The organism is Streptomyces sp. A 4/2, from assembly GCF_940670765.1.
In the GTDB taxonomy this organism is placed as follows: Bacteria; Actinomycetota; Actinomycetes; order Streptomycetales; family Streptomycetaceae; genus Streptomyces.
The window spans coordinates 52,684-77,147 of the sequence record NZ_CALNVW010000027.1 but is presented as its reverse complement, the minus strand read 5'-3'; the positions used below and the strand labels follow the sequence as shown (position 1 = coordinate 77,147).

The following is a 24,464-nucleotide window of genomic DNA, read 5'->3' as shown; positions in this document are numbered from 1 at the left end:
ACCCCGCCCACCAGGAACGGGTACGTTCGAAAGCGTGGCTGGATTCAGGATCGGACGCGGCCGGGACAACCGCACGTCGCAACGGCGACCCCCGCAGCAGCAAGCACAGCAGCAAGCGCAGCAGCAACAGCCGTACGGCAGGCAGACACCGCCTCCGCCGTACGGCAGTGGCCCTGCGCCGCAGCAGCATGCACCGCAGCACCAGTGGCCTCCGCAGCCCCAGCAGCCGTACGGGGAGCCGGAGTACTTCGGCGACCCGTACCAGCAGGGACAGCAGGGGCAACAGGGACAGCAGGGACAGCAGGGGCAGCCCCCGTACGGCAGCCGCCCGCCGGAACCGTACGGCTACCCGTACCAGGACAGCTCGGACAACCCGGGTCACACCCAGGCGTTCAGCATCGGCGAGGACCCGTACGGCGACGGCAACACCTACCGCGCGGGACAGACCGGCACCGCCCCGCCCGCCGGACCGCGGCTGCACTGGAAGGACCTGCTGCGCGGCATCGTGCTGCGCCCGGGGCCGACGTTCTGGCAGATGCGCGACCACAAGATGTGGGGCCCGGCGCTGACCGTCACGTTCATCTACGGGCTGCTCGTGCTCTTCGGCTTCGACAAGGCCCGCGAGGACGCCTTCCACGCGACCCTGTCCAACGCCGTCCCGTACGTCCTGACGACCGGCGTCGCGTTCGTCATCGGCAGCCTGATCCTGGGCGCGGTGACGCACACCCTGGCCCGCCAGCTCGGCGGCGACGGCACCTGGCAGCCGACCGTCGGGCTCTCCATGCTGATCATGTCGATCACGGACGCGCCGCGGCTGCTCTTCGCGTTCTTCCTGGGCGGCGAGAACAGCTTCGTGCAGATCCTCGGCTGGATCACCTGGGTCGCCGCGGGCGCGCTGTTCACCTCGATGGTGAGCAAGTCGCACGACCTGGCGTGGCCGCGGGCGCTGGCCGCCTCGTCGATCCAGCTGATCGCGCTGCTGTCCCTGCTGAAGCTGGGCACGCTCTGAGCTGAGCCGGCCCGACCCGGCATCGCAACGGAGAAGGGCCCCGTGAGGGGCCCTTCTCCGTACTTCTGCCGCCTGTGGGATCAGGCGTCCCGCACCTGTCCCTCACGCCGCACGACGGGCGGCTCGACGCTCCACGGGAAGTTGATCCACTCGTCGGTGCGCTTCCACACGTACTCGCACTTCACCAGCGACTGCGACTTCTCGTAGATCACCGCACTGCGCACCTCGGCGACCGCCCCGACGCAGAAGTCGTGCACCAGCTTCAGGGTCTTCCCGGTGTCGGCGACGTCATCGGTGATGAGCACCTTCTTCTCCGAGAAGTCGATGGCGTTGGGCACCGGCGCCAGCATGACCGGCATCTCCAGCGTGGTCCCGATGCCGGTGTAGAACTCGACATTGACCAGGTGGATGTTCTTGCAGTCCAGGGCGTAGGCGAGCCCACCGGCGACGAACACGCCGCCGCGCGCGATGCTGAGGATTATGTCCGGTTCGTACCCGTCGTCGGCAACGGTCTGCGCCAGCTCGCGCACCGCGCGCCCGAAACCCTCGTACGTCAGGTTCTCGCGTACGTCACTCATGCCTGAATCACACCTGGGTCCGATGGAAGTTGAGGAAGGACCGCGAAGCCGTCGGCCCGCGCTGCCCCTGGTAGCGGGAGCCGTACCGCTCACTGCCGTACGGGTGCTCGGCGGGCGAGGACAGCCGGAACATGCACAGCTGTCCGATCTTCATCCCCGGCCAGAGCTTCATCGGGAGCGTCGCCACGTTCGAGAGTTCGAGTGTGACGTGCCCGGAGAAACCGGGGTCGATGAACCCGGCGGTGGAGTGCGTCACCAGCCCCAGCCGCCCGAGGCTGGACTTGCCTTCGAGGCGGGACGCGATGTCGTCGGGGAGGGTGACGACCTCGTACGTGGAGGCCAGCACGAACTCACCGGGGTGCAGGATGAACGCCTCGTCCCCCTCCGGCTCGACCGTGCGGGTCAGATCCGCCTGCTCGACGGCGGGGTCGATGTGGGGGTAGCGGTGGTTCTCGAACACCCGGAAGTAGCGGTCGAGCCGCACATCGATGCTGGAGGGCTGCACCATGTATTCGTCGTACGGATCGATGCGCACGCGTCCGGCGTCGATCTCGGCCCGGATGTCCTTGTCTGAGAGAAGCACGCCCCGAGGATACGGGGACCGCGCGGTCCACCCCCAATCGGACGGCCCGCGCGCCCCGCCCCCGGGCGGCGCCACTCTCCTGCTACTGCTGCTCCGCCCCCACCGGTACGGCATGCCGCAACCGCGCACAGCGCGGACACCGGATGAGCCGGCCCGGCCCGATCCGGTCGGCCCCGAGCTGCTGCAACGGGAACGTGGCGGTACTGAAGACATGCCCTTCGGCACAGCGGACGACGGTGCGTTCCATCGGACCCATCAAGTCCCTTCCCCATCAAGCGTGGACGAGAGAAAACACCACATTAGGGGATGTACAGGACACCGCCGCAACCGGCACTCCGGTCGCCCACGCTACGCCCCAACTTCCGCGCCCGGCACCCGGATCCCCCTCCGGACCCCCACCCGGGAAGCGCGCCCGGGACCACGTCCGACCGGCGCGCCCGGACAACACGGAGGCCCCACGGCGCGGACGCCGGGGGGCCGGGCAGGCGGGAGAGCATGGGGTAGAGTGACTGCGGTGCGGATCCCTTCGGGGAGATCGCTGCGCGAGTGTAGTTTAATGGTAGAACATGAGCTTCCCAAGCTCAGAGCGCGGGTTCGATTCCCGTCACTCGCTCCAACATTTAGCCTCAGGTCAGCAGCCTGGGGCTTCTTTGTTGTCTAGACCACTCAAGCGGTGCTGTGCCCTCCGCGTGCCCCAACTGCGGGAAATGCACTGGTCAATGGCGTTCCATCGGACCCCTCGGGCGACTTGACGGCGTCACGTCTCATACATCGATACGCACTTTCTGTGGCCTGCGTCACTCGGCGCCGACGTAGTCGTGCCGTTCCATCCGCAAATCGCAGCGTCGGCCGACTGGCGACTTGTCCGGCCGGTCATGTCTCGGAGGTTCGGTGGCCAGGGCGAGGCGGTGGGCGGGCGGGCAGCCAGGCGCGGCGTGATTCGTCGGGCGATGCTTGACGCTTCCGGGGTTCCCTCTTTCCCTGTCTGCATGGTGGAAGCGGATCCGAGCGTTCTGGACGTGCTGGAGTCGTCGATGGAGGCACCGCCTACCTTCGGCATCACCTATTTCCTGCCGTGCGGGAGAGTGAAGGACAGGGTGCTGAAGCACGACCTCCTGCATGTGCTCCTGATCGACAGGGCGTGACCGGTCACCTTCAGGTTCGAGGATGAGTACCGTGCCGCTGTCCTCCAGGCCGTTCTGATGCGGGACAGTCTCGTGTCCGCACGATCGGTGGCCGTGGACGTGCCTCCCACCGCGGTCCCGGTGCCAGGCTTGGACGAAATCCGGGAGGTGACCATCCCCAGCGTGGTGGACTTCCTGAAGTACATGCTGGGCCGGTTCGGTCTGCGTGTTCCGGACGACTTCAGGCTCCCGGGCACGGACTTCGTCGCGGAGCATCAAGCCGACGAAGGTGGCCGAAGTGAGCGTCCACGCGGAACGGAACGCCCGCTCCGGCAGCCCCGGGAGCACAGCTGGGGCTGCCGGAGCCCTCGGCCATCCTGCGCCGGCCTTGCACCAAGAGCAGCGTGAGCGGCCATACTTGATGACGCCGGGGATCTCCCGCGGCGACGCGACAAGGGGGAAGACGGTGTGAACGGCGAACTGGGCAAGGTCGAGGTAAGGCTCCGGTGGGATCCGAGCCCGCTGGGGGAGGCACCGCACCATCTGGACATCATCGGCGCGGTCTACTCCGCCGACGAACCCCGTGGGCGGCCGGTGTACGTCGTCCACACCGAGAGCCGTGCCCCGGACGGCACCATCACCATGAGCCGGCACAGCGAGTCCGGCCAGGGCCTCGGCTTCGATGAAGTGATGGTCCTGGAGTTCGACCGGATACCGTCCGACTACGGCCGGGTGGTGGTGGGGGTGGCGATCCACCAGAACGCCGGGCCTCTCACCTTCGGCGAGATCGCGAACCCCGGTGTGGTCGTCGTCAAGCGGTACCGGGAACTCCTCGCGGACGACTTCGCGCAGCTTGCGGGGTCCACTGCCGCGACTGTCGCGGAGTTCACCCGGAACGGCTCCGCGGGCTGGGAGCTGCGCGAGATGCTCCGCGGCTTCGACAGCAATCCGGTGGACTTCATGGCGGAGATGGGCACCGTCGGCGAGTGACGGCGCCTGACGTGAACGGGCATGCGCCGCGTTCTCGAAGCGGTGATGACGCCCCGGCGCAGTGGGGTTGAGCGGAGCTCCCGCTGCCACCACCGCACCCCGCCCGGATCTGCGAGTACGCACCGCGGACGGGGTGCGGCGGGATAGGGCGGCCCGCCACCGGACCGACGCCCTGTTCGCAATGCTCCGCGACGGCACCTTCTACGAACCTCGACCCACCCCAACCCCTTGACCAAAGTCGCAGGGCCCCGTGATCAGCTGAGGAGTTCAACTCGCCCAGTCGTTCTCCGCCCGAAGCCGCTGACGAGCAGCCTCAAGCCGCCGGCCATAGTCCTCCGCGAACAACTCAGGAAGCGTCGTGTCCAACGTCCCGGCGATTCGATGGATCGGCGACCACACGGCCGGATCGTCGATGACACGACTGAGGTCCGTCATCTGGAGCTTCTCCAGCCAGTCCGACAACACCAATGCCTGATCGCTCGTGAGCTTGATCGTGATCTGGCTCTCGCTCATGCGCCCCCCAACCCCTTGGCACTCACCTTCGACCACACGAACTTACTGACCGTCGCCCCTTGACCGAACACATAGGGGCACCCCCGCGCTGGAGGTGCAACGCGAGGAAGTGGCCCGCTCACGTCGTGGTCACGAGCGTCTGGTCGCACCGGACACGGGCGCAAAAGCCAAGCTCACCTCAGCTGACCGGGTCCTCGCTACCGTGCTCCACCTGCGCAAACTCGCCAACATGGACCTCTTGGGCGGGGAGCAGGCCCGGCAGCACTCCGCGGGTTTCGTCCGTCCGCGCCTGCCCGCCCTCCAAGCCCTGGGCATCTACCCCGCGACGAAGGCGTCCTCGACCTGACCGAGTCGATCAGTCCACCAGTGGAGCAGCGCCTCATCCGCGCTGAACAGCTCGTCGCAGGAGAAGTCACCGCGGTCGTAGTGGAACTCCAGCTGCCAGAAGTCCGTCATCCGCTTCCACCACAGGCGACGTACACCGTCCACCAGCGCGAGCGCCTCAATGGGCACCACGGACCGATAGCCGTGCACGAACGCCGACACCCGAGGCCTGGGAGTAGCTGAGGTCGACACCACGGACGTGGCCGACAGCGACCCACGGAAACAGGCACCAGACGCTGCCGCCGACCTCGGCCACCAGTGCACCGGAGCCGGTGGCCACGGCAGCGATGACGCGCTGCACCTGCACCGGGACCTACTGGAACGCTTGCAGCGCCCTGCCGCCGACAACGACACCGATCTCCTCGCCCAGATCGACGCGGAATGTGTCCAGTTGCGCCCCCAGTGGTAGGGGCCTGACCGAAGTCGGCGGCCGAGAGGTCGGCGGGCGTGGCCACGTCCTGGCCGGCGGGCCACCTGGTGGCGCCGCGCGACCAACCGGCGTGTGCAGGCGAACGGCGGCGCCCCCCGGCGGCAGAGGCTGGTACAGCCTCTGCCGCCGGGGGCGTGGCGGTCATGGTGCGGTGATCACTTGGCGGATTCCCAGAGGAAGGAGGAGCAAGTGTCTCTAAGGACGGTGCGACTGCCGTACTCGCCCAGGCAGACGCGGTAGGTGATCCATCCGTCCTCGGGGAGGTTCATGTTGACGTCGAGCTTGGCGTACTTGCCGTAGGAGTTCCAGTCGCGTATGTAGTCGCTGCCGCCCACATCGGAGCGCTCGTACTCCACCACCACGGAATGCCCGTCGGCAGCGTTGTCCCAGACCAGCAGGTGGTCGCCGGCATGGACGAACGATGCCGAACCGGCACAACTGTTGCTCCAGGTGCACGTGTCGCCGGTGTGCGGCCCGGACGTGTAAGTCACGGTGTAGTCGGCCGCGGAGGCGGTGCTGGCCAGGGGGAGCACTGCCAGAACGGCCGCACCGGCGGCGCTGGCAAGCACATGGCGCTTCTTCATTGCGGTGATCCTTACATCGATTGCACTCGCCGGCGGCTGATTCGCCCAAGTGGACTGCCATGGAGGCGAGTTGGCATCCGGCGACCCTAGCCCCCGAATCGATCTCCGAGTAGAGGATTTTGCCGATTCGGGCGAGGTGCCTGTGGTGCCCCAGCGAGGTTCCGGCGACGTCGTCGATCTCCCACTCGACTGCGGCGATGGGGGAGGCCGAGCTGCTGCTCTTACCGTTCACCTTCGGTTCTCCAGGGTTCTGGGGATCGGAACAGGGCGGCATGGAGGACCAGATCGGCGCCCTCGGACTGGTCCTCAATGCCCTCGTGCCGTTCAACACCCGCTACATGGATGCCGCTGTCACCCAGCTCCGCGCGGACGGGTTCGAGGTCCGGAACGAGGACGTGGCCCGCCTCTCGCCGTTTGTACAAACCATCACATCAACATGCTCGGCCGGTACTCCTTCCAGCTCCCCGAACCTGCCTGGCGGCCTGCGGCCCCTGCGCAATCCGGATTCCGCCGACGGGGAGTGAAGCGCTTGTTCTGGCCGGGACCATGAACGCGGGTGATCTCCGGTCGTATCCGCCCCGTCGCCGGCGGGTGCCCCGATAACGCGAAGGGGCATGTGGGTCCGGTCCTCGATGAACTCGTTCATGTGTCTACGCGACAGCTTCCTGACCTTCGACGATGGAAGTCAGGCCGTCGAGGAGTGCCTTGAGGCCGAATTCGAAGAGCGCGTCGAGACGCAGGTCGTAGCCGTCCTCGAAGGCTCCCAGCATCCACTCGCCGTGGACCATCAGATTGGGCACGAGCAATGGGCGTGTGAGGAAGCCGAGCTGGGCCAGCCACGGGTGCTTCCGGTACAGGCTCCACAGGGTCCGGCCACCCAGCTCGATGCGTGTACGCCAGTCCTCGGGGGCGTCCGCGCGGTAGGACTCCTCGCCGAACGCAGCGTCGGCCATGTGCAGGACGAGGTCTTCCTTGCTCGGGACGTCGTCGGGGCCGTTCCTTCCGACTGCCCGCGGTGTGACGCAGGTCTCACGATGGGCGTGCAGCAAACGGGAGCACTTTCCCGTCGAGGAGGGGTGACAGGAAGGGATGGGGATGTGGACCTGGCAACCGAGCACGATGTCCGTATCGGAATCAGCACGCCCGGAACGGCCGAGTCGCAGAACGACTTCCACGGCTTTGTCGTCGCCCGGTCGGCCGTGCTGTTCCGAGGTGCCCTCGTCTTGACGGGGAACCACGAGGCCGCGGAGGACCTGGTCCAGGAGACCCTGGAGCGGGCCTGCCGCAAGTGGCGCACCATCGCCGCCAAGGACTCTCCGGAGGCGTACGTGCGGCGGATCATGGTGAACCTGGCCAACGACCGGTGGCGGAGGTTCCGCCGCATGGTCCCGCATCAGGACGGCGGCGACCGTGCCGCCCCCGGGGACCAGTACGGGCGGGTGGACACGAGGGACCAGTTGGTCCGGGCCCTCCAGGGTCTGCCGATGCGCATGCGGACGGTCGTGGTACTTCGGTACTTCCATGACCTGTCGGATGACGAGATAGCGGTCGACCTGAAGATCTCGCCAGGCACCGTGCGGTCCCAGCTCGCTCGCGGTATGGACAAGCTCAGAGGCCAGTTCCCCGCACTCTCCAACCCTTCAACACCGCAGCCCACGGAGGGAATCCGATGAGTCCACACGATTCGCCGCCTTCCGGCTGTACATCCTTCGAGCAGGAACTGGTGAATGCCATGAACGACTTCGTGAACACCACCCGGACGCCGCACTTCGATACGGCCACCATCGCGCGCGGGGCTCGTCGCAAGCGGGCCACGGCCATCGCGGGCATCGCCACCGCCCTCGTCGTGGCCGGCGCGGGCACCGCCCTGGCGGTCGGCGCCGTCGGCAGCGATTCGGACACTTCGCGGCCGGCCGCCGCAGCCGCAGCCACCGGCAGCACCACCTTGCTCGTCCGCACCAGCGACGGCGGGACCGCCACGGAGCGGCTGGCCGGCGTGAGTGCGGCGAGGGCCAGGGCGACGCTCGTCCATTTCGGCCTCACGCCCACGTTCACCCGGGTCCAGAAGGCCGACTGCGTGAAGCCGGAGGACGCGGTGGTCTCGCTCTCGCCGCATGCCCCGACGGTCGTCCACGCGGGTGACACGGTTCTCGTGACCACCTGCTACCGCTGATCCTGGCGAAACCGACAGACGTAGGACAGAGAGTGGTGGCCCCGTCGGAACCGGGGCCACCGCCCCCCTGCATTCCACCACGCGGCCACCCTGGGATCGAGTGCGTCAGGGCATCGCGCACGCACAACAGGCGGCACACGCCTACGGCTCCCACGCAGCACGCCTGATCGCGGCCAGGCAGGCCTACGGTCGTCGGCACGCCTCACATCGCTCTCGCGCGCCCCATGCGTGCCCTTCGGAGCGGCAAACAGCGGTAGCCACAGGGCCAGAAACTCTCGGCCGATCACTGATCTGCGAGAGATACGCCCAGGTCAGAAGGTATTTGGGCTCCTACCACACCTTGATTCCCAAGGGCAGAGCGCGGGTTCAATTCCCGGAACTCGCTCCACGAAGAAGCCCCAGTCCAGTGGCCCGGGGCTTCTTTGTTGTCTAGACCATTCACGCGACTTCGTGCCCTCAGCGCGCCCTGACTCTCCCGGAATCGGGCACCTGGTCGCGGTCCCTTCCTGGATAATCGACACATGGCATCACCGCCCAGTCTTTCTGATCTCCGCCGGGCCAAATTCGCTCGGCGCCTGCCCGCAGCGCTGTCCGAGCTTTCCGGCCCCGACCACGGCGCAGTGAGTCTTCCGCTCCACCTGGCGTGGTCGGGACTGACCACATTCGACCTCGACCAGCCCCGGCTCCGGATGAGCTACTACCGCATCGTCCTGGCCGAAGGCCAGCACGACGACCTGATCCAGTACCTCAACCGCGACCTTGTCACCACCATGTGGCCCGCTCTTCGCACACTGATCAGTCGCGATATCCGCGAGGTCTGGGAGCACACCTTCCACGAGCTGGCTCCCGGTACCCGGACCGCTGCGTGAACCTCACAGATCTGCACCGGCGTCTGCTCGCTGACGTACTGGCGGTAGGCGGTGCTTACCCCTTGGCTCTTACAGGTGGCTACGCGGTCCAAGCGCACGGGCTGGTGAACCGGCTCAGCCAGGACCTCGACGTCGCAACCGAGAACCCGGATCGCATGGAGGACATTGCTTCTGTGGTGCGCACCGGCCTGGAGCAACGCGGATGGCACGTCAAAGCGCTGGAGACGGATCCACTGTCCGCGCGTCTTGTCGTCACCGATCCCGCCAGCCGTGAAGAGTGCGAGGTCGACATCCTCAAGGAAGCCCTCTGGCGACCCCCTGTACACACCGAACACGGCTTGGTGCTGTCTCTTGAGGATGTCGTCGGCACCAAGGTTCGCGCACTGGCCGACCGCGGACTCGCCAGAGACCTGATCGACGTCAAGGCCGCTATGGACCACTGGAACCCCGTCGAACTCGAAGAACTCGGTCGGCGCCATGCCCGCGACTCGTTCGATCTCAGTGAGCTTCAAGCGCGACTGGGCGGAGCCGACTGGATCGACGACACCGAATTCGCCGCGTACGGGCTCGACGAACAAGCAATCACCGAGCTTCGACAGTGGGCACAGACATGGGCCGACGACATCGGGGAACGGCTCCAGGAGTTGGAGATTCCACAGGAAGACTGAGTACATGACCGCCACCCGCTCGACAAGCGTCGCGGGCTCTCCCCTCCCGGTTGCCATGCCCCAGAGACCATGCCAGCTTCTCTCACTCCAACAAACATGCAGCCGGAGCCACTTCGGCTGCACGAGAACCGGTGATTCCCAAGGGCAGAGCGCGGGTTCGATTCCCGTCACTTGCTCCATACAAAAGCCCCAGGCCAGTAGCCCGGGGCTTCCTTGGTGTCTAGATCACTTCGAGGTCGGTGCGCCCTCCGCGTGTTCGCGGGACAAAATTCGATCGGGCCTCGGCAAACGCAGGAGCCCGTCAGCATGCTGACGGGCTCTCGCGAAAAATCGGGGCTAACCTGCCATCAGGTCAGATCGTCGGTGTGTCATCGACGACCTCCTTGTGCGGTTCGACGACGAACTTCCAGCCGTCGCTGGGCTCCAGGAATCGCACGCGGGTCGGGTAGATGTCCAAGGCGCGGCGGTCACGGTTCTGGCCGTTCGTGTTCTTCCGCCCCCGGGCCGGCTCCTCGAACAGGTCGACCTTGACATCCGGAACCGCGACGACTTCCTCGCTCCAACGCTGAACGATCCCCGCGCCGAAGGCGTCCCGGGCAGCGGTGTAGAGCGACTCCAGAGATTCCTTGCTCCCGTCAGGAACGAAGAGTGCGAGGTTCAGGAGGACACCGGCACTCTGGAGAACCTCGATTTCCTCCCCCGCCTTGTCGGAAATCCAGATCCCACGCTCTTCAGCATTTTCCGGGAGAACATGAATTTTCTCACCAAAGATCGTCCTTGCAGTGAAGGACCCTCCTTCAAAATTCTTACCCGGCTCCGTGAGGAAAGCCGGGGCGTAGCAGTCGAGAGGGAGGCCATTCATCTCCGCCGAGACGAAGATTCCGTCCTGGGGGCCCAACTCCGAAACCTCTTCGGCCGTAAGACGTCGAGCCGTAACCTTCTCGGTATTCACGCCATTCCCCTTTTTTCGCGGCGTCCTGTGAATTCACTGAAACTCTACCACGAAAACGATCATCAGCTCCCGCCCAATTCCCGCCGGAGGAAGGGCAGAAGGACCCTTCTGTGTCAGCCGCGAAACGCGCAAGCGCAGCGAAATACTGCGGCATTCAAGAGCTTATCCACTCGCTTCAGTCATCCTTTCGGAAACGAAGCGGCTGGGTACCAGGGCCGGCTTCGAGAGGCCGAATCGCCCTGGCATTTGCCCGAAATGCTGGTCTTGCGTCGCCACTGCGGCGATTCGGCGGTAAGTTCTCACCCTTGCCACGGCCCCCGGCAACGGCATGGGGACCACATCTGCGCTACCGCAACCACCCAGGTGTTCGCGAAGCCCGGCGCCGCCACCGGGCTGGATGCGCTCGACAACCGCCTGGCCGTCGACGCCATCACGCTCCGGGAACGCCTCGGGAACGCTCCGGGCACTCGTGCTGCACGGTAAATTCCGTGCCGGTACGGGCACGTCGTCCTAGCGTGTACCCATGAGTGAGGACACGTGGACGGGAGTGCGGGAGCGGGTGCTCCGGCTCGCCGAACACCCCGGAGCAGAAAGAGTTTTCGGGGCACAGGGGCATGGCTTTCGCCTCGGTCCAGTCATGAGCGAGGGGCAGCTCCAGGCGCTGGAGGCGGACCTGGGCGTGGGGCTGCCCGCGCAGTACCGAAGCTTTCTCCTCCATGTCGCAGGAGGGGGTGCCGGTCCCGACTACGGCCTGATGACACCGGCCTTGAGCGAGGGCGGCTGGCAATGGCGCGGCATCGGGCTCACCTTCTCCGCACAGCCGACCACCGCCGCGTTCGCCGGACGGCCCTTCGTGGCCGAGGCGTTGCAGGGTGAACTTGCCGCGCTGGAGGCCCAGGAACCCGAGAAGGACGCCTTTGCGGCCGACGAGGAGTTCCGCCGCGCGTACACGGCCTGGGACGCACGCTACGACGAGCTGTACGACGCGCAGGAGGCGGGCGCGGTGTTCCTCAGCGAGCAGGGATGCGGCTATGTGTCGCTCCTGGTGATGACGGGCCCGCACCGAGGTGCCATCTGGGAGGACCTGCGACCGATGGACCGAGGGATCGAGCCGACCGGGCACGACTTCGCGCACTGGTACCGGAGTTGGCTCGACCGCACCGAGCGACAGCTCGAAACCTGACAGGGTGAACGCCATGCAGTACTGCGAACGCCACGAAATGCACAACTGCGCAGACTGCGCTCCGCGCGAACCCAGCGGCAGCGCACCCCGCGGCAGCACACCCACCAGCGACTGGGACGACTGGCCGGCGGCTGCGATCATCGTCCACGCCAGCGGCAAGGCCCACCTTCCCGGCTGCACGCACATCGAGCCTGCCGACATCCGGCCACCCCGCTACGGCTGGGTGATCACTCCCTCACCCGGGGCATGGCGTCGTCTTGCGCCCTCCCACCCGCTCCGCGCCACCCAGGGCAACCTCGAACGGGCGGCTGTGAGCCGCTGCGAGAGTTGCGACGCGACGCAATAGGGATGCCGTCACCGTTATCAGCGAGGACACGGAGCTCGTTGATGAGCCGCGCCGGGTTGGACGGGGGCACCGTGCCCTGCACCGTTCCGCCTCCCGCTGTGGCTCGTACCGCTTCCCGCGGCACGTCCTCACGGCGGTCGACGGCCGGAGCCGACACGGCGCCGAGGAGTTCTTACGGAGGTATGACACACCCCTTTCCTCGGGCTCCGGACCGGCAGGTGCCCTCTAACGTGGGCGTCATGCGCGTACTTGTGACCGGCGGCGCGGGCTTCATCGGCTCCCGCATCGTCGAGCAGTTGGCCCTCCGGAACCACACGCCGATCGTGCTGGACGCCTTGCTTCCCGCCGCGCACCGGAGCCCGCCGCCACGGCCCGCGGGCGTGGAGTGGATCCACGGCGACGTGCGGGATCCGGAGCTGGTGCGTCAGGCGCTGCGCGGGGTGGACGCGGTCTGTCATCAGGCGGCCATGGTGGGGCTGGGCAAGGATTTCGCGGACGCGCCCGCGTACGTCGGCTGCAACGACCTCGGTACGGCCGTGCTGCTCGCCGCGATGGCCGACGTGCGGGTGGAGCGGCTGGTCCTCGCCGGGTCGATGGTCGTGTACGGCGAGGGGCGGTACGACTGCACGGTCCACGGCACGGTACGGCCGGGGCCGCGCAGGGCAGGTGACCTGGAGGCCGGGCGGTTCGAGCCCCTGTGCCCGCGCTGCGGTGTGGAACTGGCGCCGGGGCTCGTGGCGGAGGAAGCGCCGGCCGATCCCCGGAATGTGTACGCCACCACCAAGCTGGCCCAGGAACATCTGGCGGCGGCCTGGGCGCGCACCACGGGCGGCCGGGCGGTCTCGCTGCGCTATCACAACGTCTACGGCCCCGGCATGCCGCGCGACACCCCCTATGCCGGAGTCGCCTCGCTGTTCCGCTCGGCGCTGGCCAGGGGTGAAGCACCCCGGGTCTTCGAAGACGGCGGCCAGCGCCGGGACTTCGTGCACGTACGGGATGTGGCCACGGCCAACGTGGTGGCCCTGGAGGCACTCGGCAGCCGGGAGGGCGGCGAGCTCACGGCGTACAACGTGGGGAGCGGAGATCCGCACACGGTGGGCGAGATGGCGTCCGCGCTCGCGGCCGCGCACAGCGGCAAGTCGCCCGTCGTGACCGGGGAGTTCAGGCTGGGAGACGTACGGCATGTCACGGCCGACTCCTCACGGCTGCGCGCCGAGCTGGGCTGGCGTCCGGCGACGGGCTTCACGGAGGGCATGGCCGAGTTCGCGGTGAGCGAGTTGCGGGGCGTGTGACGCGGCGGGCGGTCCGCGCCGTCGGGGCGGGGAGCGTGATGCCTCGCCCGAGCGCGGTCCATGCCGCCGCGGCGGGGCGTGTGACGCGGCGGGCGGTCCGCGCCGTCGGGGCGGGGACGGTGACGCCCGAGGCGGTCTATGCCGTCGCAGCGGGGAGGGTGACCTCGAAGCAGCAGCCGCCCGGCACATTGCGCACATCGGCCCGGCCCGCGTGCGCCTCGACGATGCCCCGCACGATCGCCAGCCCGAGACCGGCCCCGGCCGGGGGCGTACGGGCCACGGTGCCGCGCCATCCGGTGTCGAAGACCCTGGGCAGGTCGTCGGGGGCGATGCCGCCGCAGCCGTCGGTGACGGAGAGGACCACGGAGCCGGACCGGTGCTCGGCGGAGACGGCGACGGTGCCGTCGGCCGGGGTGTGCCGGATCGCGTTGACCAGGAGGTTGGCCAGCACCCGGGTCATCTCCTTGCCGTCGACCTCCACCGGGACCGTGTCCACGCGGTCTCCGACCAGTACCACCCCGTGCTCCCTCGCCAGCGGGTCGGCACCCGCGAGTGCGTCGCCGATGAGGTCGTACACGGAGACACGGGCCGGGTTCAGGGTCAGGGCCCCGGCGTGGATACGGGAGAGCTCGAAGAGGTCGCCGACCATGGCGTTGAGGCGGTCCACCTCGGTACGCATCCGGCGGTGGTAGCGGATCGGGTCCGCCACCACCCCGTCCTCCAGCGCCTCGGACATGGCACGCAGTCCGGCCAGGGGGGTGCGCAGGTCGTGCGAGATCCAGGCGACGAGTTCGCGCCGGGACGCCTCCAGAGCGCGCTCCCGCTCACGGGACGCGGCGAGGCGTGCGCTGGTGGCGGCCAGTTCCCTGCTGAGCGCCGCCAGTTCCGCGGGGGCCGGGCCGACGGGCGCCGTGAACCTGCCGCCCTGCCCGAACTCCCTTGCCGCGACGACGAGTTCACGAGCTCCGATCACCACCCGGCGGCCCAGGAGAAGCGCGGTGGCCAGGGAGACGACCGCCGCCATGGCCACGACCAGGGTCACCACGGTGAGGTCGTGGGAGGACAGGAACATCGCCCGTGCCACGGCAAGGGTCCCGGCCAGCATCGCGGCAACCGCCACCGCGGCGACGACGGCAAGGGAGCCGGCGATCGAGCGCCGCCGCAGCAGGTGCAGGGCCAGCGCACCGAGCAGGCCGGCGCCGGCCGCGCCGAGGAAGGCGTAGAGGGCGATGAGGAAGATGTCACGCATGGGGCTCAGGGCCTCCGGGGACGGGGTCGAAGCGGTAGCCGACGCCCCAGACGGTCTGGATCAGCCGTGGCCGGGCGGGATCGTCCTCGACCTTGCCGCGCAGCCTCCGTACATGGACGGTGACCGTAGAGAGATCTCCGAAGTCCCAGCCCCAGACGTCGCGCATCAGCTGCTCCCGGCCGCAGACCTGCCCGGGGTGCTGGAGGAAATAGGTGAGCAGGTCGAACTCCCGCAGGGTGAGCGCGAGATCCCGGCCGGCCTTGGTGGCCCGGCGGGCCGCCGTCTCGACCTCCAGGTCCGCGGCGTGCAGCAGCGGTCCCGGCTGCGGTGTCCGGGGAGCGCGGCGCAGCACGGATTCGACGCGCAGCACCAGTTCCCGGGGGCTGAAGGGCTTGGTGACGTAGTCGTCGGCGCCCACTTCGAGGCCCAGGATGCGCTCCTCCTCGTCACTGCGTGCGGTGAGCATGATGACCGGTACGGGGCCTCTGGCGCGCAGTTGCCTGCACACCTGGAGTCCGTCGGTCCCCGGCAGCATCAGATCGAGGACGACCAGGTCGGGCCGGCGCCGCTCGGCGGCGTCGAGTGCCGCCCGACCGTCGGCGGCGCGGTCCACGGTGAAGCCCGCGCGCTCCAGGTAGCCGGTGACCACCTCGGAGACGGTCGGGTCGTCGTCCACGACCAGAACGGTCATCGCTTTCTCCATGTCCCCCAGCTTCTCCATGTCCCCCAGCCTCGCACCGTCCGGCGCCGTGCCCGCCCGTATACCGGCACCGCAGGCGTCGACGTCCGCGTTTCGTAAGGACTCGGGACCCCGATTGTCCGCGCCGGGTTCGTACGGTGATCCCGTGACCGATGTGAGCATCTCCGCGACGGACCGGACCCCTTCCGCGGTGTCCGTGGACGTGGTCCTGCCCTGCCTCGACGAGGCGGCGGCTCTGCCCTGGGTACTGGAGCGGATCCCGCCCGGCTGGCGGGCGATCGTGGTCGACAACGGTTCGGCCGACGGTTCGGCGGACGTGGCGCGCTCGCTGGGCGCGACGGTGGTGGCCGAGAGCCGCCGGGGGTTCGGTGCCGCCTGTCACGCGGGGCTGCTGGCCTCGGACGCGGACATCGTCTGCTTCTGCGACTGCGACGCCTCGCTCGACCCCGGGCTGCTGGTCCCCTTCGTCGCCCAGGTGGCCGGGGGCGAAGCCGATCTCGTACTGGGCCGACGGCGTCCCCGGGGCAGAGGCGCCTGGCCCGCGCATGCCCGCGCCGGGAATCTGGCGCTCGCCCGGATGCTGCACCGCCGTACCGGGCTGCGGCTGCATGATCTGGGGCCCATGCGGGCGGCCCGGCGCGCGGCGCTGCTGAGCCTCGGCCTCACGGACCGGCGCAGCGGATACCCGCTGCAGATGGTGGTCCGGGCCGCCGATGCGGGCTGGCGGGTGGCCGAGCGAGAGGTGCCGTATCTGCCGCGTACCGGGAAGTCCAAGGTCACCGGCACCTGGCGGGGCACGTGGCAGGCGGTACGGGACATGCGCGGGGTCCTCGCCGAACCACCGCAGGACAAGCACGACGTCCCCGCCGAGGCACCGCGGGACAAGCACGAGGTCCCCGCCGAGGCACCGCAGGACAAGCACGAGGTCCCCGCCGAAGCACCGCGGGAGGTGGCGGGATGACGTCCGGGACCACGCTCCTGGTCATCGCCAAGGAGCCGCTGCCCGGCCGGGTGAAAACGCGGCTCTGCCCGCCCTTCACCCCGCAGGAGGCGGCCCGGCTGGCCGGGGCGGCCCTCGCCGACACACTCGACGCGGTGCTCGGCACTCCGGCACACCGCCGGGTCCTCGTGCTGGCCGGAACGCCGGGCCCCTGGGTGCCACCCGGTTTCGACGTGGTCGAGCAGAGTGCGGGCGGCCTCGACGAGCGGCTGGCCGCGGCCTTCTCCCGAACGACGGGACCGGCCCTGCTGATCGGCATGGACACCCCTCAGGTCACCCCCCGGCTCCTCGCCACGGGGCTGGACTTCTCCACGGCGGACGCCTGGTTCGGGCCGGCTGCCGACGGCGGCTTCTGGGCGCTGGGGCTCGCCTCCCCCGACCCGGAACTCCTCCTCGGCGTGCCGATGTCGACGGCGCACACCGGGACGGTCCAGCGGCAGCGGCTGGTCGGCGCCGGGCTCACGGTGCGTGACCTGCCCCTGCTGCGTGACGTGGACACCGCGGCCGATGCCGTCGCGGTAGCGGAACAGGTCCCGGACAGCCGGTTCGGCACGCTTCATGCCGCGCTCGCGACGGACCGGGTGGTGGCACGGTGAGCGTTCGGGCCTGGCGGGCCGAGCCCTACCGTGACGCGCTGCGCGCGGGGCAGGGGCCGCTCTTCCTGCGGCGGGACGACGGCTGGCTGCTGCCGCTGGACGTGGAGCGCTGGTGCGGGGCGCCCGACAGCGCCGACGTCACCGTCCTGGCGCGCTGCCGGGGCTCGGTGCTGGACATCGGGTGCGGACCGGGGCGCCTCGTCGCGGCACTGGCCGCACTGGGCACCACCACGCTCGGCATCGACGTGAGCCAGGCAGCGGTCGACCGCACGGTCCAGGAGGGCGGGGCCGCACTGTGCCGCTCCGTCTTCGCACCGCTGCCGGGTGAGGGCCGCTGGGGAACGGCACTGCTGATGGACGGCAATGTCGGCATCGGTGGCGACCCCGCCGCCCTGCTGGTGCGCGTCGCCGAACTCACCGGCCCCAACGGGATGTTGATCGTCGAGGCCGCGGGCCACGACATCGACGAACGGGTCGACGTCCGGGTCGACGACGGCCGAGGTGCCCGGGGCGCGGCCTTCCCCTGGGCGAGGGCCGGCACCCGCGCCCTGCTCGGGTATGCCGAGACCACCGGCTGGGTGGCCGAGGACCGGTGGAAGACGGCGGGGCGCAGCTTCCTTCAGCTGCGCAGGCGCTGACCGCGCCGCAGCACCCGTACGCCGATCACCGCACCCGTGACCACCACCACCGCTCCCAGGGACAGCAGCCATCCCCGGACGTAATCCAGCGGCAGCACCGAGGAGTTGGCGGGGGTGCCCGGCCGCAGCAGGACCGGCAACGCGACCATGGTCAGGCACCCCGCCACGGTGAATGCGCCGCGCACCGGTCCGCGTACCCGCCCCCGTACCGACCCGCGTACCCGCCCGCGTACCGGCCCGCGCACCGGCCCGCGCGCCCGGGTGCCTCCCCACAGCAGACCCGCGCCCAGCACCAGCGGAGCGATCAGCCCGTCGTGCAGCACGATCGCCCCGGCCAGCCACACCGCCACCGACCCCATGTCGCCGGTCCCCACGACCAGCATCACGCCGACCCCCATCAGCGCCACCCCGAGCACCCCGGACGCCCACCGCGCGTATCCGGACATCACAGCGCCTCCAGCCGGGAGACCCACTTGGTCTGGAGTACGCCCGGCCGGTTCGGCGCGATGATCCGTGCCGGATAGCCGTGATCAGGCGAGAGCACCTGTCCGTCGAGGCGCAGTGCGAGCAGCGTCAGCGGATCGTCGGCGTAGTCGCTGCCCATCTCCATGACCCGGTACGCGCCGTGCCGTTCCAGCGACACGACCCGCAGCCTCGTACCCGGGGGCGCCCCGGCACGCTCCCGCAGATCCCTGATGCGCACACCGCTCCAGTGCGCGCTCCTGCTCCAGCCCTCCACACAGGCGATGGGCAGCACCACCGCGTGCTGCTCCAACTCCCGGAGCGCCGCCAGGTCCAGCGAGAAGGGACGGGGCCCCGTGACCTCCAGGCGCCACTCCCGCACCCGGCTCAGCGCGGGCAGCACCCCTGCCGCCGCGGCGGTCCGGTTGACCGGGAGGCCCTGCGGACCGTGGTCGGGGTGGCGCGGTGCGAGCAGGTCGAAGCGTTTCAACGGCGTGAAGGACTGCCCCACGGTCGTCAGCGTGACCGCGCCGACCGCCGCTGTGAGCCCCAGCAGCAGCGACCGCCGGTCCGCTCCGTCGCCCTGCGCCGAAAGCGCGGCACTCGCCTGCGACGTGCGCCGCCAATGGGCGGTGATGTCGGGCCACTTCACCGCTACGTGCAGCAGCAGAGCCCCCACCAGCAGCCAGGCCACCGCGAAGTGCACCGGTACGAAGGAGAACGGCCAGGGGTACCACTGGACCGTGTTGAGCAGCCCGCTGAACAGCTCGAACGTCGTGGCCCCCACCAGAACCGCCACCGAGAGGCGCTCCAGCCCGTGCCGCACCGACCGCACCGGCGGCCACACGAACAGCCTCGGATAGACCGTCCACAACTTGACGAGCAGCAGCGGGATCGCCGCGATGCCGCTCGCCACGTGCACCCCCTGACTGAACCGGTATCCCCACACCGGCCGGCTGGGCAGCACGTCCACCGCCCAGCCGGGGGGATGCTGCAGAAAGTGGCTGATCACCCCCGTGGCGAAACAGATCCCGACCGCCGCGCCGAGCAGCCGGCCGGCCGAGACCGCCGTACGAGGATCGTGCAGGCGGCCCGAGAACGAAGGCAGCGGGGAGGAAGGCAGCGCGGACGGAGGCGGCGGAGAGGGCGGCTCGGGCGGACGTTTCATGTCCTCCATGACACTCCGCGGACACCCGGTGCGGGCCCTGCGACTCCTTACGAAACGCGGACGCCGGGGCCGCCGGACGGCTGTCGGCCGCTCACCGCTGCGACGCTGGGTGGTGTGATCACCCCTCCCCCCGCCGGGCCCTGCACGCCCCGTTCCCGCATCGTCCTGGTCGGAGTCCTCCTGGCGGCCCTCACCGCCACCCTGGTGCTCACCATCGGCTACGACGGCTACTACGACGACCCGGCCGGCCTGTCCTGGTGGTACGCGGCATCCTGGCTGCTCTTCGCAGCCGCCGTAGGGGCTCTGCGCAACGTACCGGTGCGCCGGGCCGCCGTCCTCGTCCTCGTGGGTTCGGCCGCAGTGGCGGCGACGGGCCTCGTCTCCCCACCGCGCACCAGCACCGACGCCTACCGCTACGCCTGGGACGGCCGGGTGCAGGCCGCCGGGATCTCTCCGTACGACCACGCACCGCAGGACACCGCGCTGGCCGGTCTCCGGGACAGCTGGCTCTTCCCCACCGGCACGGCCTGCGGGGGCCCCGACCGCGCACCTGTCCCCTCACCCAGCGCCGTCCCGCACTGCACCCTCCTCAACCGCCCCGGCGTGCACACCATTTACCCCCCGGTCGCCGAGGCGTACTTCTACGGTGTCGAGCAGGCGTCGCCGGACGGCGCCCGGTTGAAGGTCTTCCAGATCGCCGGAGCGGCACTCTCCGTCGCCGTGACCGGAGCTCTCCTGCTGGTCCTGACGCGGCTGCGGCGCGGCGATCCACGATGGGTCGCGTACTGGGCCTGGTGTCCGGCCGTACCCATCGAGGCGGTGAACAACGCCCATGTCGACGTACTGGGCGTGCTGTTCACCGTCGCCGGACTCGGTCTCCTGGCGGCCGGGCGCCGGCTCTCCGGCAGCGCGCTGGTGGGCGCGGCGATCGCCACCAAGCTCATGCCCGCGGTGGTCCTGCCCGGCGCGCTCTCCGGGGTCCGCCGCGTGCGCGACGCCGCCACGGTGCTGGTGCCCGCCGCCGCCGTCACCGCGCTCTCCTACCTCCCGTACGCCCTCGCCTCCCACTCCTCCGTCTTCGGCTATCTGAGCGGCTACGTCGAGGAGGAGGGCTACGAGGACGCGGCAGCGCGCAACCGCTACGCGCTGCTCCGGCTGTTCCTGCCCGAGGCATGGATCGTCCCGGTCCTGGTCGTCGTCCTGGCCCTCGTGACCGGGTACGTGCTCCGGCGCGGCGATCCCGAACGCCCCTGGAGCGGCGCCCTGTTGGTCACCGGGACCGCGTTCCTCCTGCTCACCCCGGGCTACTCGTGGTACGCACTGCTCCTGATCGCCCTGGTGGCCCTCGACGGCCGCTGGGAATGGCTGGGCGTCGCCGTGGCGGGCGCGACCAGGTACGTCACCGGCCGCGCTTTCGACACCCCGGACGATGTCGGGACCACCGCGTACGCGATCGCCGCGGGCGCCGTGCTCATCGGCTGGGCGTGGCGGCGGCGGACGGCCACCCGGGCAGCCCGACTCGCCACCGCCGTCCCGCCCGACGCCGGAGCCGGTGGACCGGACGCGGGCGCGACCGCCTGACCCCTGTGCGTCTCCCTGGATCAGAGGGTGTCCGGCTGGATCAGAGGGTGTCCGGCTGGGTTCCGGACCAGCCCAGGGGGTACAGGGAAACGCTGTCCGTGGCGGCCGGTTCGCCCCCGGCCTCGGCGAACGCGGTCAGCGCTTCGATCAGGGCGGCTCGCTGTTCCGGTGCGAGCCGCTCGACGATGGTGGTGATTTCACCGCGGCGCCGGGCCGTGACGTCCTCCACCAACTGCCGCCCCGCGTCGGTGAGGCCGAGGAGCGTCTCGCGCCGGTTCTCCGGGTTGATCCGGCGGTCCGCGAGCCCTGCCGTGATGAGCCGGTCCAGCATGCGCATCGCGGTCGAGGGGTTGACCCCGAGCAACTCGGCGAGGACGACGAGTTTGGCGGTCCCGTGCGTCGAAAGGGCGACCAGCAACCGGAATTGGGCAAGGGTGACGCGGTCCTCGACCGCGGCGAGGGAGCGGGCCGAGACGGCTACCAGCAGACGGGACGAGGTCAGTACCGCGCGTGCCACGGCGTCGACGTCGACGCCGGGCGTGCCTGGCGCGGGCTGAGCGTCCTCGGTCATGGTTCCTTCTTCTACCGCGCGGCGTCCGGGCCCCGTTCGGGGCGGGCCCGCTGTGCTGTGCACGGTAGCGGAGCGGCAGTACGGCAGCGCCGTCATGCACCGGCAGCCGGCCCGGCGTCGAGCCGAGCGCCGGGCCGATCTGCGCGCTCCTTCGCGGGCCCTACCCCCGGTCCGCCACGGCTGCCGGCGAACGCTGTCCGCCCGTCGGCGGTCGCGGTCCGGCCGCCGGCTGGATCTGCCGGAACAGTGCCGGTGCGGCGGCGAGGCATGCCACGGCGGCGCCGGCCACCCACAGGGCGGGGGCGTAGACGGTCAGTGAGGCGACCGCCCAGGCCATCAGGGCCGGGGTGAAGCCCGCGAAGAGCGTCGCGGCGAGGTTGTAGCTCAGGGCCACGCCCGTGGAGCGCACCGCGACGGGGAAGAGCCGGGTCAGCGTGGACGGTGCGACACCGGCGAACGCGGCGACACCCGCACACAGCAGGCAGTGGACGAGGAGCAGGACGGGGAGAGCCGGTTGTGCGTGCAGCCATGCCAGCAGCGGGAACGGCAGCACGAGCAGGGCCAGCGCGCCGGCCACGATCACTCGTTGCGCACCCGCCCTGTCAGCGGCGCGTCCCGCGACCAGGCACCCCACGACGAGGACCGCATTGCCCACCAGGGAGGCGAGGAACGACTGCTGTGTGGTGAAGCCGAGTCCGGCCGCGTCGCTCTCGTAGTACGTGGGCGCGTAGATGACCAGGGTGTACACGCACACGGTCCACAGCACGGAGAACAGGAATCCGGTGACGACCCGTCCCCGGTACACGGTGAGCAACTGGACGAGGGGACCGCGCCCGGGGCTCTCCGCGGGCTTCGCGGGCTGGACCTTCTCGAATTCCTCGGTCTCCGGCAGATGCCGGCGGATGTACACGCCGACCGGAATGATGAGCAGGCCGAGGGCGAAGGGAATGCGCCAGGCCCAGGCGCTCATCGCTGATTCGGAGACGAAGGTCGTGAGGGTGACACCCACGGCGGCAGCCGCGAGATTGCAGATTCCCATGGATGCCTGGAGCCAGGCTGCGTACCGGGCCCTTCTGTCGGGTGGCGCGTGTTCCACCAGGAAGGCCGTGGCGCCGCCGATCTCGCCGCCCGCCGAGAATCCCTGCAGCAGCCGGCCGGCGAGCAGCAGGACCGGTGCGCCGATACCGATGACGGTCACCGGCGGTGCTACGACGAGCAGGAGTGTTCCCACGGCCATGGTGCTGAGGGAGAGCATCATCGCGGCCTTGCGGCCCTTGCGGTCGCCGTACAGTCCCATGACGACGGCCCCCAGCGGGCGGGCCACGAATCCCGTGCCGAAGACGACGAACGTGCTGATGAGCGCCGCCCCCGGGTCGTCGTCCCGGAAGAAGTTGTCGGAGATGTAGCCGGCGAAGAACGCGAAGACCGTGAAGTCGTACCACTCCATCGCGTTGCCGAAGGATGCCGCGACGACCGCGCGCCGGGCGACCCCGTTCGTGGCCGGTGCCGCCGCGCCGCTACTCACTGCGCACGACCGGGCGCTGGTCCAAGGCGGTCAGCGTGGCGGCGAGGACGTGCGCGCCCTGCTCGATGTCGGCGGGCGCGGTGAACTCCTCGGGGCAGTGGCTGAGCCCGCCCTCGGACGGCACGAAGATCATGCCCATGGGGCCGAGCCGGGCCAGGTGCGCGGCGTCGTGGCCCGCCCCGGACGGGACGGCCTGCCAGGACAGGCCGAGCCGGTCGGCCGACTGCCCGATGACGTCCTGCAACAACGCGTCCGTGGGCACCGGGTCCTGGTCGGTGAGGTACTCGACGTCGAACTCGACGCCCCGCTTCGCGGCTTCCCCGGCGACCTCGTCGACGATCTGCCGGCGCGCTCCCTGGAGCCAACTGCCGTCCACGCTGCGGATCTCCGCCCAGAGCCGCGCCCGGTCCGTGATGACGCCCATCGATTCGGGGCCCGACTCGATGCAGCCGGGTGTGGCCACCCCGTGCACCGGCGCTCCGCATCCGGCGCGTTCCACCGCGAGGACCGCCGCCGCAGCGGAGACCAGTGCGTCGTGCCGGTCCGCCATCCTGGTGGTTCCCGCGTGACCGGCCCGGCCCGCGAAGCGCATCAGGAGGCGGTCGATCCCGGCGATGGCGGTGACCACGCCGATGCTCGTGCCGGACGTTTCCAGGAGTGCGCCCTGCTCGACGTGCAGTTCCACGTAGGCGTGCACGTCGCCGGGGCTCCAGGCCTGGCGCAGCGCGGCCTGCGGGTCGAGTCCGAACCTCTCGATCGCGTCGCCGAGCCGGGTCCCCGTGCTGTCCACCCGGTCCAGGTGCTCGGGCCGCAGCACTCCGGCGACCGCGCGGGAGCCCAGGCACGAGATGCCGAAGTCGTTGGCCTCCTCGCCGAGGAAGTCCACGACCAGCAGGTCGTGTTCCAGCGTCACGCCTGTCTCACGGAACCGCTGGGCCACCTCGATTCCGGTCAGGACGCCGACGATGCCGTCGAACCTGCCGCCCTGGGCGACCGTGTCGGTGTGCGATCCGGTGACCAGCGCGGGGCCGCGCCCCCGGCGGCCGGGCAGCCGCCCGACGATGTTGCCGGCCGGGTCCACGACGGGGTCGAGCCCCGCGTCGGCCATCTGCCGGCGTATCCACTCGCGCGAGGCGCGGTACGGCTCGGAGAACACCTCACGGCTCCAGCCGGGGCGCGTGGAGTCGTGGAACTCCGCGAGCGAGGCGAGGCGCTCGGAGAGCCGTTCGGCTTGGGGCGTCAGGGCGTCCAGATCGATACTCATTACCTATCCTTCCGGCAGATACCGGACAGACC

Annotated in this window: 30 protein-coding genes, 1 tRNA gene and 1 pseudogene; 18 read left to right on the top strand and 14 right to left on the bottom strand. The window is 69.8% G+C overall.

The annotated features are described in order from the left end of the window. Positions 1–34: 34 nt before the first annotated feature. Positions 35–1,009 (top strand): Yip1 family protein, encoded by a 975-nt coding sequence (locus NBY69_RS20695; RefSeq protein ID WP_250302532.1) that lies wholly within the window; start codon positions 35–37, stop codon positions 1,007–1,009. Positions 1,010–1,089: 80 nt separating this feature from the next. Here the strand turns inward: NBY69_RS20695 and NBY69_RS20690 are convergent, their stop codons facing one another. Next, positions 1,090–1,587, bottom strand: a complete 498-nt coding sequence (locus NBY69_RS20690; protein WP_250302531.1) for a phosphoribosyltransferase — start codon at positions 1,585–1,587, stop codon at positions 1,090–1,092. A 7-nt stretch (positions 1,588–1,594) separates the two neighbouring features. Further along, positions 1,595–2,170, bottom strand: a complete 576-nt coding sequence (gene dcd / locus NBY69_RS20685; RefSeq protein ID WP_250302530.1) for a dCTP deaminase — start codon at positions 2,168–2,170, stop codon at positions 1,595–1,597. A gap of 542 nt (positions 2,171–2,712) precedes the next feature. Here dcd and NBY69_RS20680 point away from each other — a divergent pair. From NBY69_RS20680 to NBY69_RS20670, 3 genes are all read left to right on the top strand, one after another. Beyond that, positions 2,713–2,786, top strand: a tRNA-Gly gene (locus NBY69_RS20680). 373 nt (positions 2,787–3,159) lie between these two features. Continuing rightward, on the top strand, positions 3,160–3,315 hold the full coding sequence (locus tag NBY69_RS20675; RefSeq protein ID WP_250302529.1) for a hypothetical protein: 156 nt from the start codon (positions 3,160–3,162) through the stop codon (positions 3,313–3,315). Positions 3,316–3,762: 447 nt separating this feature from the next. After that, positions 3,763–4,284 carry a TerD family protein gene (locus NBY69_RS20670; RefSeq protein ID WP_250302528.1) on the top strand — a complete coding sequence of 174 codons (522 nt, stop codon included), beginning with the start codon at positions 3,763–3,765 and terminating at the stop codon, positions 4,282–4,284. Between the two features lie 267 nt (positions 4,285–4,551). Here the strand turns inward: NBY69_RS20670 and NBY69_RS20665 are convergent, their stop codons facing one another. Next, positions 4,552–4,797, bottom strand: coding sequence for a hypothetical protein (locus NBY69_RS20665; protein ID WP_250302527.1), 246 nt, complete (start codon positions 4,795–4,797; stop codon positions 4,552–4,554). 109 nt (positions 4,798–4,906) lie between these two features. On the opposite strand from NBY69_RS20665, the gene NBY69_RS20660 reads away from it, so the two are divergent. Next, complete coding sequence (locus NBY69_RS20660; RefSeq protein WP_250302627.1) at positions 4,907–5,143, top strand: hypothetical protein; 237 nt, start codon at positions 4,907–4,909, stop codon at positions 5,141–5,143. Here the strand turns inward: NBY69_RS20660 and NBY69_RS20655 are convergent. Continuing rightward, positions 5,113–5,310: a hypothetical protein gene (locus tag NBY69_RS20655; RefSeq protein ID WP_250302526.1), complete on the bottom strand. Its 198-nt coding sequence runs from the start codon at positions 5,308–5,310 to the stop codon at positions 5,113–5,115. The two genes, NBY69_RS20660 and NBY69_RS20655, sit on opposite strands and share 31 nt — an antisense overlap. A gap of 70 nt (positions 5,311–5,380) precedes the next feature. Between NBY69_RS20655 and NBY69_RS20650 the strand changes: the two genes are divergently transcribed. Then, entirely contained in the window at positions 5,381–5,590 is a 210-nt protein-coding gene (locus tag NBY69_RS20650; RefSeq protein WP_250302525.1) for a hypothetical protein, read from the top strand. A 176-nt stretch (positions 5,591–5,766) separates the two neighbouring features. Here the strand turns inward: NBY69_RS20650 and NBY69_RS20645 are convergent, their stop codons facing one another. Further along, positions 5,767–6,195 (bottom strand): hypothetical protein, encoded by a 429-nt coding sequence (locus NBY69_RS20645; RefSeq protein ID WP_250302524.1) that lies wholly within the window; start codon positions 6,193–6,195, stop codon positions 5,767–5,769. Positions 6,196–6,464: 269 nt separating this feature from the next. Between NBY69_RS20645 and NBY69_RS20640 the strand changes: the two are divergent. Next, positions 6,465–6,745 (top strand): annotated as a pseudogene (locus NBY69_RS20640) (Tn3 family transposase); the annotation flags it as partial. Between the two features lie 100 nt (positions 6,746–6,845). Here NBY69_RS20640 and NBY69_RS20635 read toward each other — a convergent pair. Next, entirely contained in the window at positions 6,846–7,148 is a 303-nt protein-coding gene (locus NBY69_RS20635; protein WP_250302523.1) for a hypothetical protein, read from the bottom strand. Positions 7,149–7,298: 150 nt separating this feature from the next. On the opposite strand from NBY69_RS20635, the gene NBY69_RS20630 reads away from it, so the two are divergent. The 4 genes from NBY69_RS20630 to NBY69_RS20615 all read left to right on the top strand — a co-directional run bounded on the left by NBY69_RS20630 (position 7,299) and on the right by NBY69_RS20615 (position 9,905). Continuing rightward, positions 7,299–7,868 carry a SigE family RNA polymerase sigma factor gene (locus tag NBY69_RS20630; RefSeq protein WP_284348769.1) on the top strand — a complete coding sequence of 190 codons (570 nt, stop codon included), beginning with the start codon at positions 7,299–7,301 and terminating at the stop codon, positions 7,866–7,868. Next, positions 7,865–8,368, top strand: a complete 504-nt coding sequence (locus tag NBY69_RS20625) for a hypothetical protein (protein ID WP_250302522.1) — start codon at positions 7,865–7,867, stop codon at positions 8,366–8,368. Before NBY69_RS20630 ends, NBY69_RS20625 begins: the two co-directional genes overlap by 4 nt. 521 nt (positions 8,369–8,889) lie before the next feature. Further along, on the top strand, positions 8,890–9,237 hold the full coding sequence (locus NBY69_RS20620; protein ID WP_250302521.1) for a transcriptional regulator: 348 nt from the start codon (positions 8,890–8,892) through the stop codon (positions 9,235–9,237). Beyond that, positions 9,234–9,905 (top strand): nucleotidyl transferase AbiEii/AbiGii toxin family protein, encoded by a 672-nt coding sequence (locus tag NBY69_RS20615; RefSeq protein ID WP_250302520.1) that lies wholly within the window; start codon positions 9,234–9,236, stop codon positions 9,903–9,905. Before NBY69_RS20620 ends, NBY69_RS20615 begins: the two co-directional genes overlap by 4 nt. A gap of 352 nt (positions 9,906–10,257) precedes the next feature. On the opposite strand, the gene NBY69_RS20610 is transcribed toward NBY69_RS20615, so the two are convergent. Continuing rightward, positions 10,258–10,857 carry a hypothetical protein gene (locus NBY69_RS20610; RefSeq protein ID WP_250302519.1) on the bottom strand — a complete coding sequence of 200 codons (600 nt, stop codon included), beginning with the start codon at positions 10,855–10,857 and terminating at the stop codon, positions 10,258–10,260. A gap of 637 nt (positions 10,858–11,494) precedes the next feature. On the opposite strand from NBY69_RS20610, the gene NBY69_RS20605 reads away from it, so the two are divergent. The 3 genes from NBY69_RS20605 (at position 11,495) to NBY69_RS20595 (ending at position 13,678) form a co-directional block, all read left to right on the top strand. Beyond that, positions 11,495–12,040 (top strand): SMI1/KNR4 family protein, encoded by a 546-nt coding sequence (locus NBY69_RS20605; protein ID WP_250302518.1) that lies wholly within the window; start codon positions 11,495–11,497, stop codon positions 12,038–12,040. A gap of 4 nt (positions 12,041–12,044) precedes the next feature. Continuing rightward, positions 12,045–12,386 carry a hypothetical protein gene (locus NBY69_RS20600; protein ID WP_250302517.1) on the top strand — a complete coding sequence of 114 codons (342 nt, stop codon included), beginning with the start codon at positions 12,045–12,047 and terminating at the stop codon, positions 12,384–12,386. Between the two features lie 239 nt (positions 12,387–12,625). Then, positions 12,626–13,678: an NAD(P)-dependent oxidoreductase gene (locus tag NBY69_RS20595; RefSeq protein ID WP_250302516.1), complete on the top strand. Its 1,053-nt coding sequence runs from the start codon at positions 12,626–12,628 to the stop codon at positions 13,676–13,678. 136 nt (positions 13,679–13,814) lie between these two features. Here the strand turns inward: NBY69_RS20595 and NBY69_RS20590 are convergent, their stop codons facing one another. Beyond that, a complete protein-coding gene (locus NBY69_RS20590; protein ID WP_250302515.1) occupies positions 13,815–14,927 on the bottom strand; it encodes a sensor histidine kinase KdpD in 1,113 nt (370 codons plus the stop codon). Further along, positions 14,920–15,648, bottom strand: coding sequence for a response regulator transcription factor (locus tag NBY69_RS20585; RefSeq protein ID WP_250302514.1), 729 nt, complete (start codon positions 15,646–15,648; stop codon positions 14,920–14,922). Before NBY69_RS20585 ends, NBY69_RS20590 begins: the two co-directional genes overlap by 8 nt. Before the next feature lie 124 nt (positions 15,649–15,772). On the opposite strand from NBY69_RS20585, the gene NBY69_RS20580 reads away from it, so the two are divergent. Genes NBY69_RS20580 through NBY69_RS20570 form a run of 3 tightly spaced genes read left to right on the top strand, consistent with a single transcriptional unit; the run spans position 15,773 to position 17,861 of the window. After that, entirely contained in the window at positions 15,773–16,588 is an 816-nt protein-coding gene (locus tag NBY69_RS20580; protein WP_374211306.1) for a glycosyltransferase family 2 protein, read from the top strand. Continuing rightward, complete coding sequence (locus tag NBY69_RS20575) at positions 16,585–17,223, top strand: DUF2064 domain-containing protein (protein WP_250302513.1); 639 nt, start codon at positions 16,585–16,587, stop codon at positions 17,221–17,223. Before NBY69_RS20580 ends, NBY69_RS20575 begins: the two co-directional genes overlap by 4 nt. After that, positions 17,220–17,861: a bifunctional 2-polyprenyl-6-hydroxyphenol methylase/3-demethylubiquinol 3-O-methyltransferase UbiG gene (locus tag NBY69_RS20570; RefSeq protein WP_250302512.1), complete on the top strand. Its 642-nt coding sequence runs from the start codon at positions 17,220–17,222 to the stop codon at positions 17,859–17,861. The genes NBY69_RS20575 and NBY69_RS20570 overlap by 4 nt, the downstream gene beginning before the upstream one ends. Here the strand turns inward: NBY69_RS20570 and NBY69_RS20565 are convergent. Both NBY69_RS20565 and NBY69_RS20560 read right to left on the bottom strand, forming a co-directional pair. Further along, entirely contained in the window at positions 17,843–18,307 is a 465-nt protein-coding gene (locus NBY69_RS20565; protein ID WP_250302511.1) for a hypothetical protein, read from the bottom strand. The genes NBY69_RS20570 and NBY69_RS20565 overlap by 19 nt on opposite strands. Continuing rightward, on the bottom strand, positions 18,307–19,500 hold the full coding sequence (locus tag NBY69_RS20560; RefSeq protein WP_374211305.1) for a molybdopterin-dependent oxidoreductase: 1,194 nt from the start codon (positions 19,498–19,500) through the stop codon (positions 18,307–18,309). The genes NBY69_RS20565 and NBY69_RS20560 overlap by 1 nt, the downstream gene beginning before the upstream one ends. Before the next feature lie 105 nt (positions 19,501–19,605). On the opposite strand from NBY69_RS20560, the gene NBY69_RS20555 reads away from it, so the two are divergent. Continuing rightward, the gene (locus NBY69_RS20555; RefSeq protein ID WP_250302509.1) at positions 19,606–21,072 is read left to right on the top strand and encodes a glycosyltransferase 87 family protein; all 1,467 of its coding nucleotides are present in this window, start codon (positions 19,606–19,608) and stop codon (positions 21,070–21,072) included. 40 nt (positions 21,073–21,112) lie between these two features. On the opposite strand, the gene NBY69_RS20550 is transcribed toward NBY69_RS20555, so the two are convergent. From NBY69_RS20550 to NBY69_RS20540, 3 genes are all read right to left on the bottom strand, one after another. Further along, on the bottom strand, positions 21,113–21,643 hold the full coding sequence (locus NBY69_RS20550) for a MarR family winged helix-turn-helix transcriptional regulator (RefSeq protein ID WP_250302508.1): 531 nt from the start codon (positions 21,641–21,643) through the stop codon (positions 21,113–21,115). 160 nt (positions 21,644–21,803) lie between these two features. Continuing rightward, on the bottom strand, positions 21,804–23,168 hold the full coding sequence (locus NBY69_RS20545) for an MFS transporter (protein WP_250302507.1): 1,365 nt from the start codon (positions 23,166–23,168) through the stop codon (positions 21,804–21,806). After that, positions 23,161–24,432 (bottom strand): M20 family metallo-hydrolase, encoded by a 1,272-nt coding sequence (locus NBY69_RS20540; RefSeq protein WP_250302506.1) that lies wholly within the window; start codon positions 24,430–24,432, stop codon positions 23,161–23,163. The genes NBY69_RS20545 and NBY69_RS20540 overlap by 8 nt, the downstream gene beginning before the upstream one ends. Positions 24,433–24,464 lie beyond the last annotated feature (32 nt).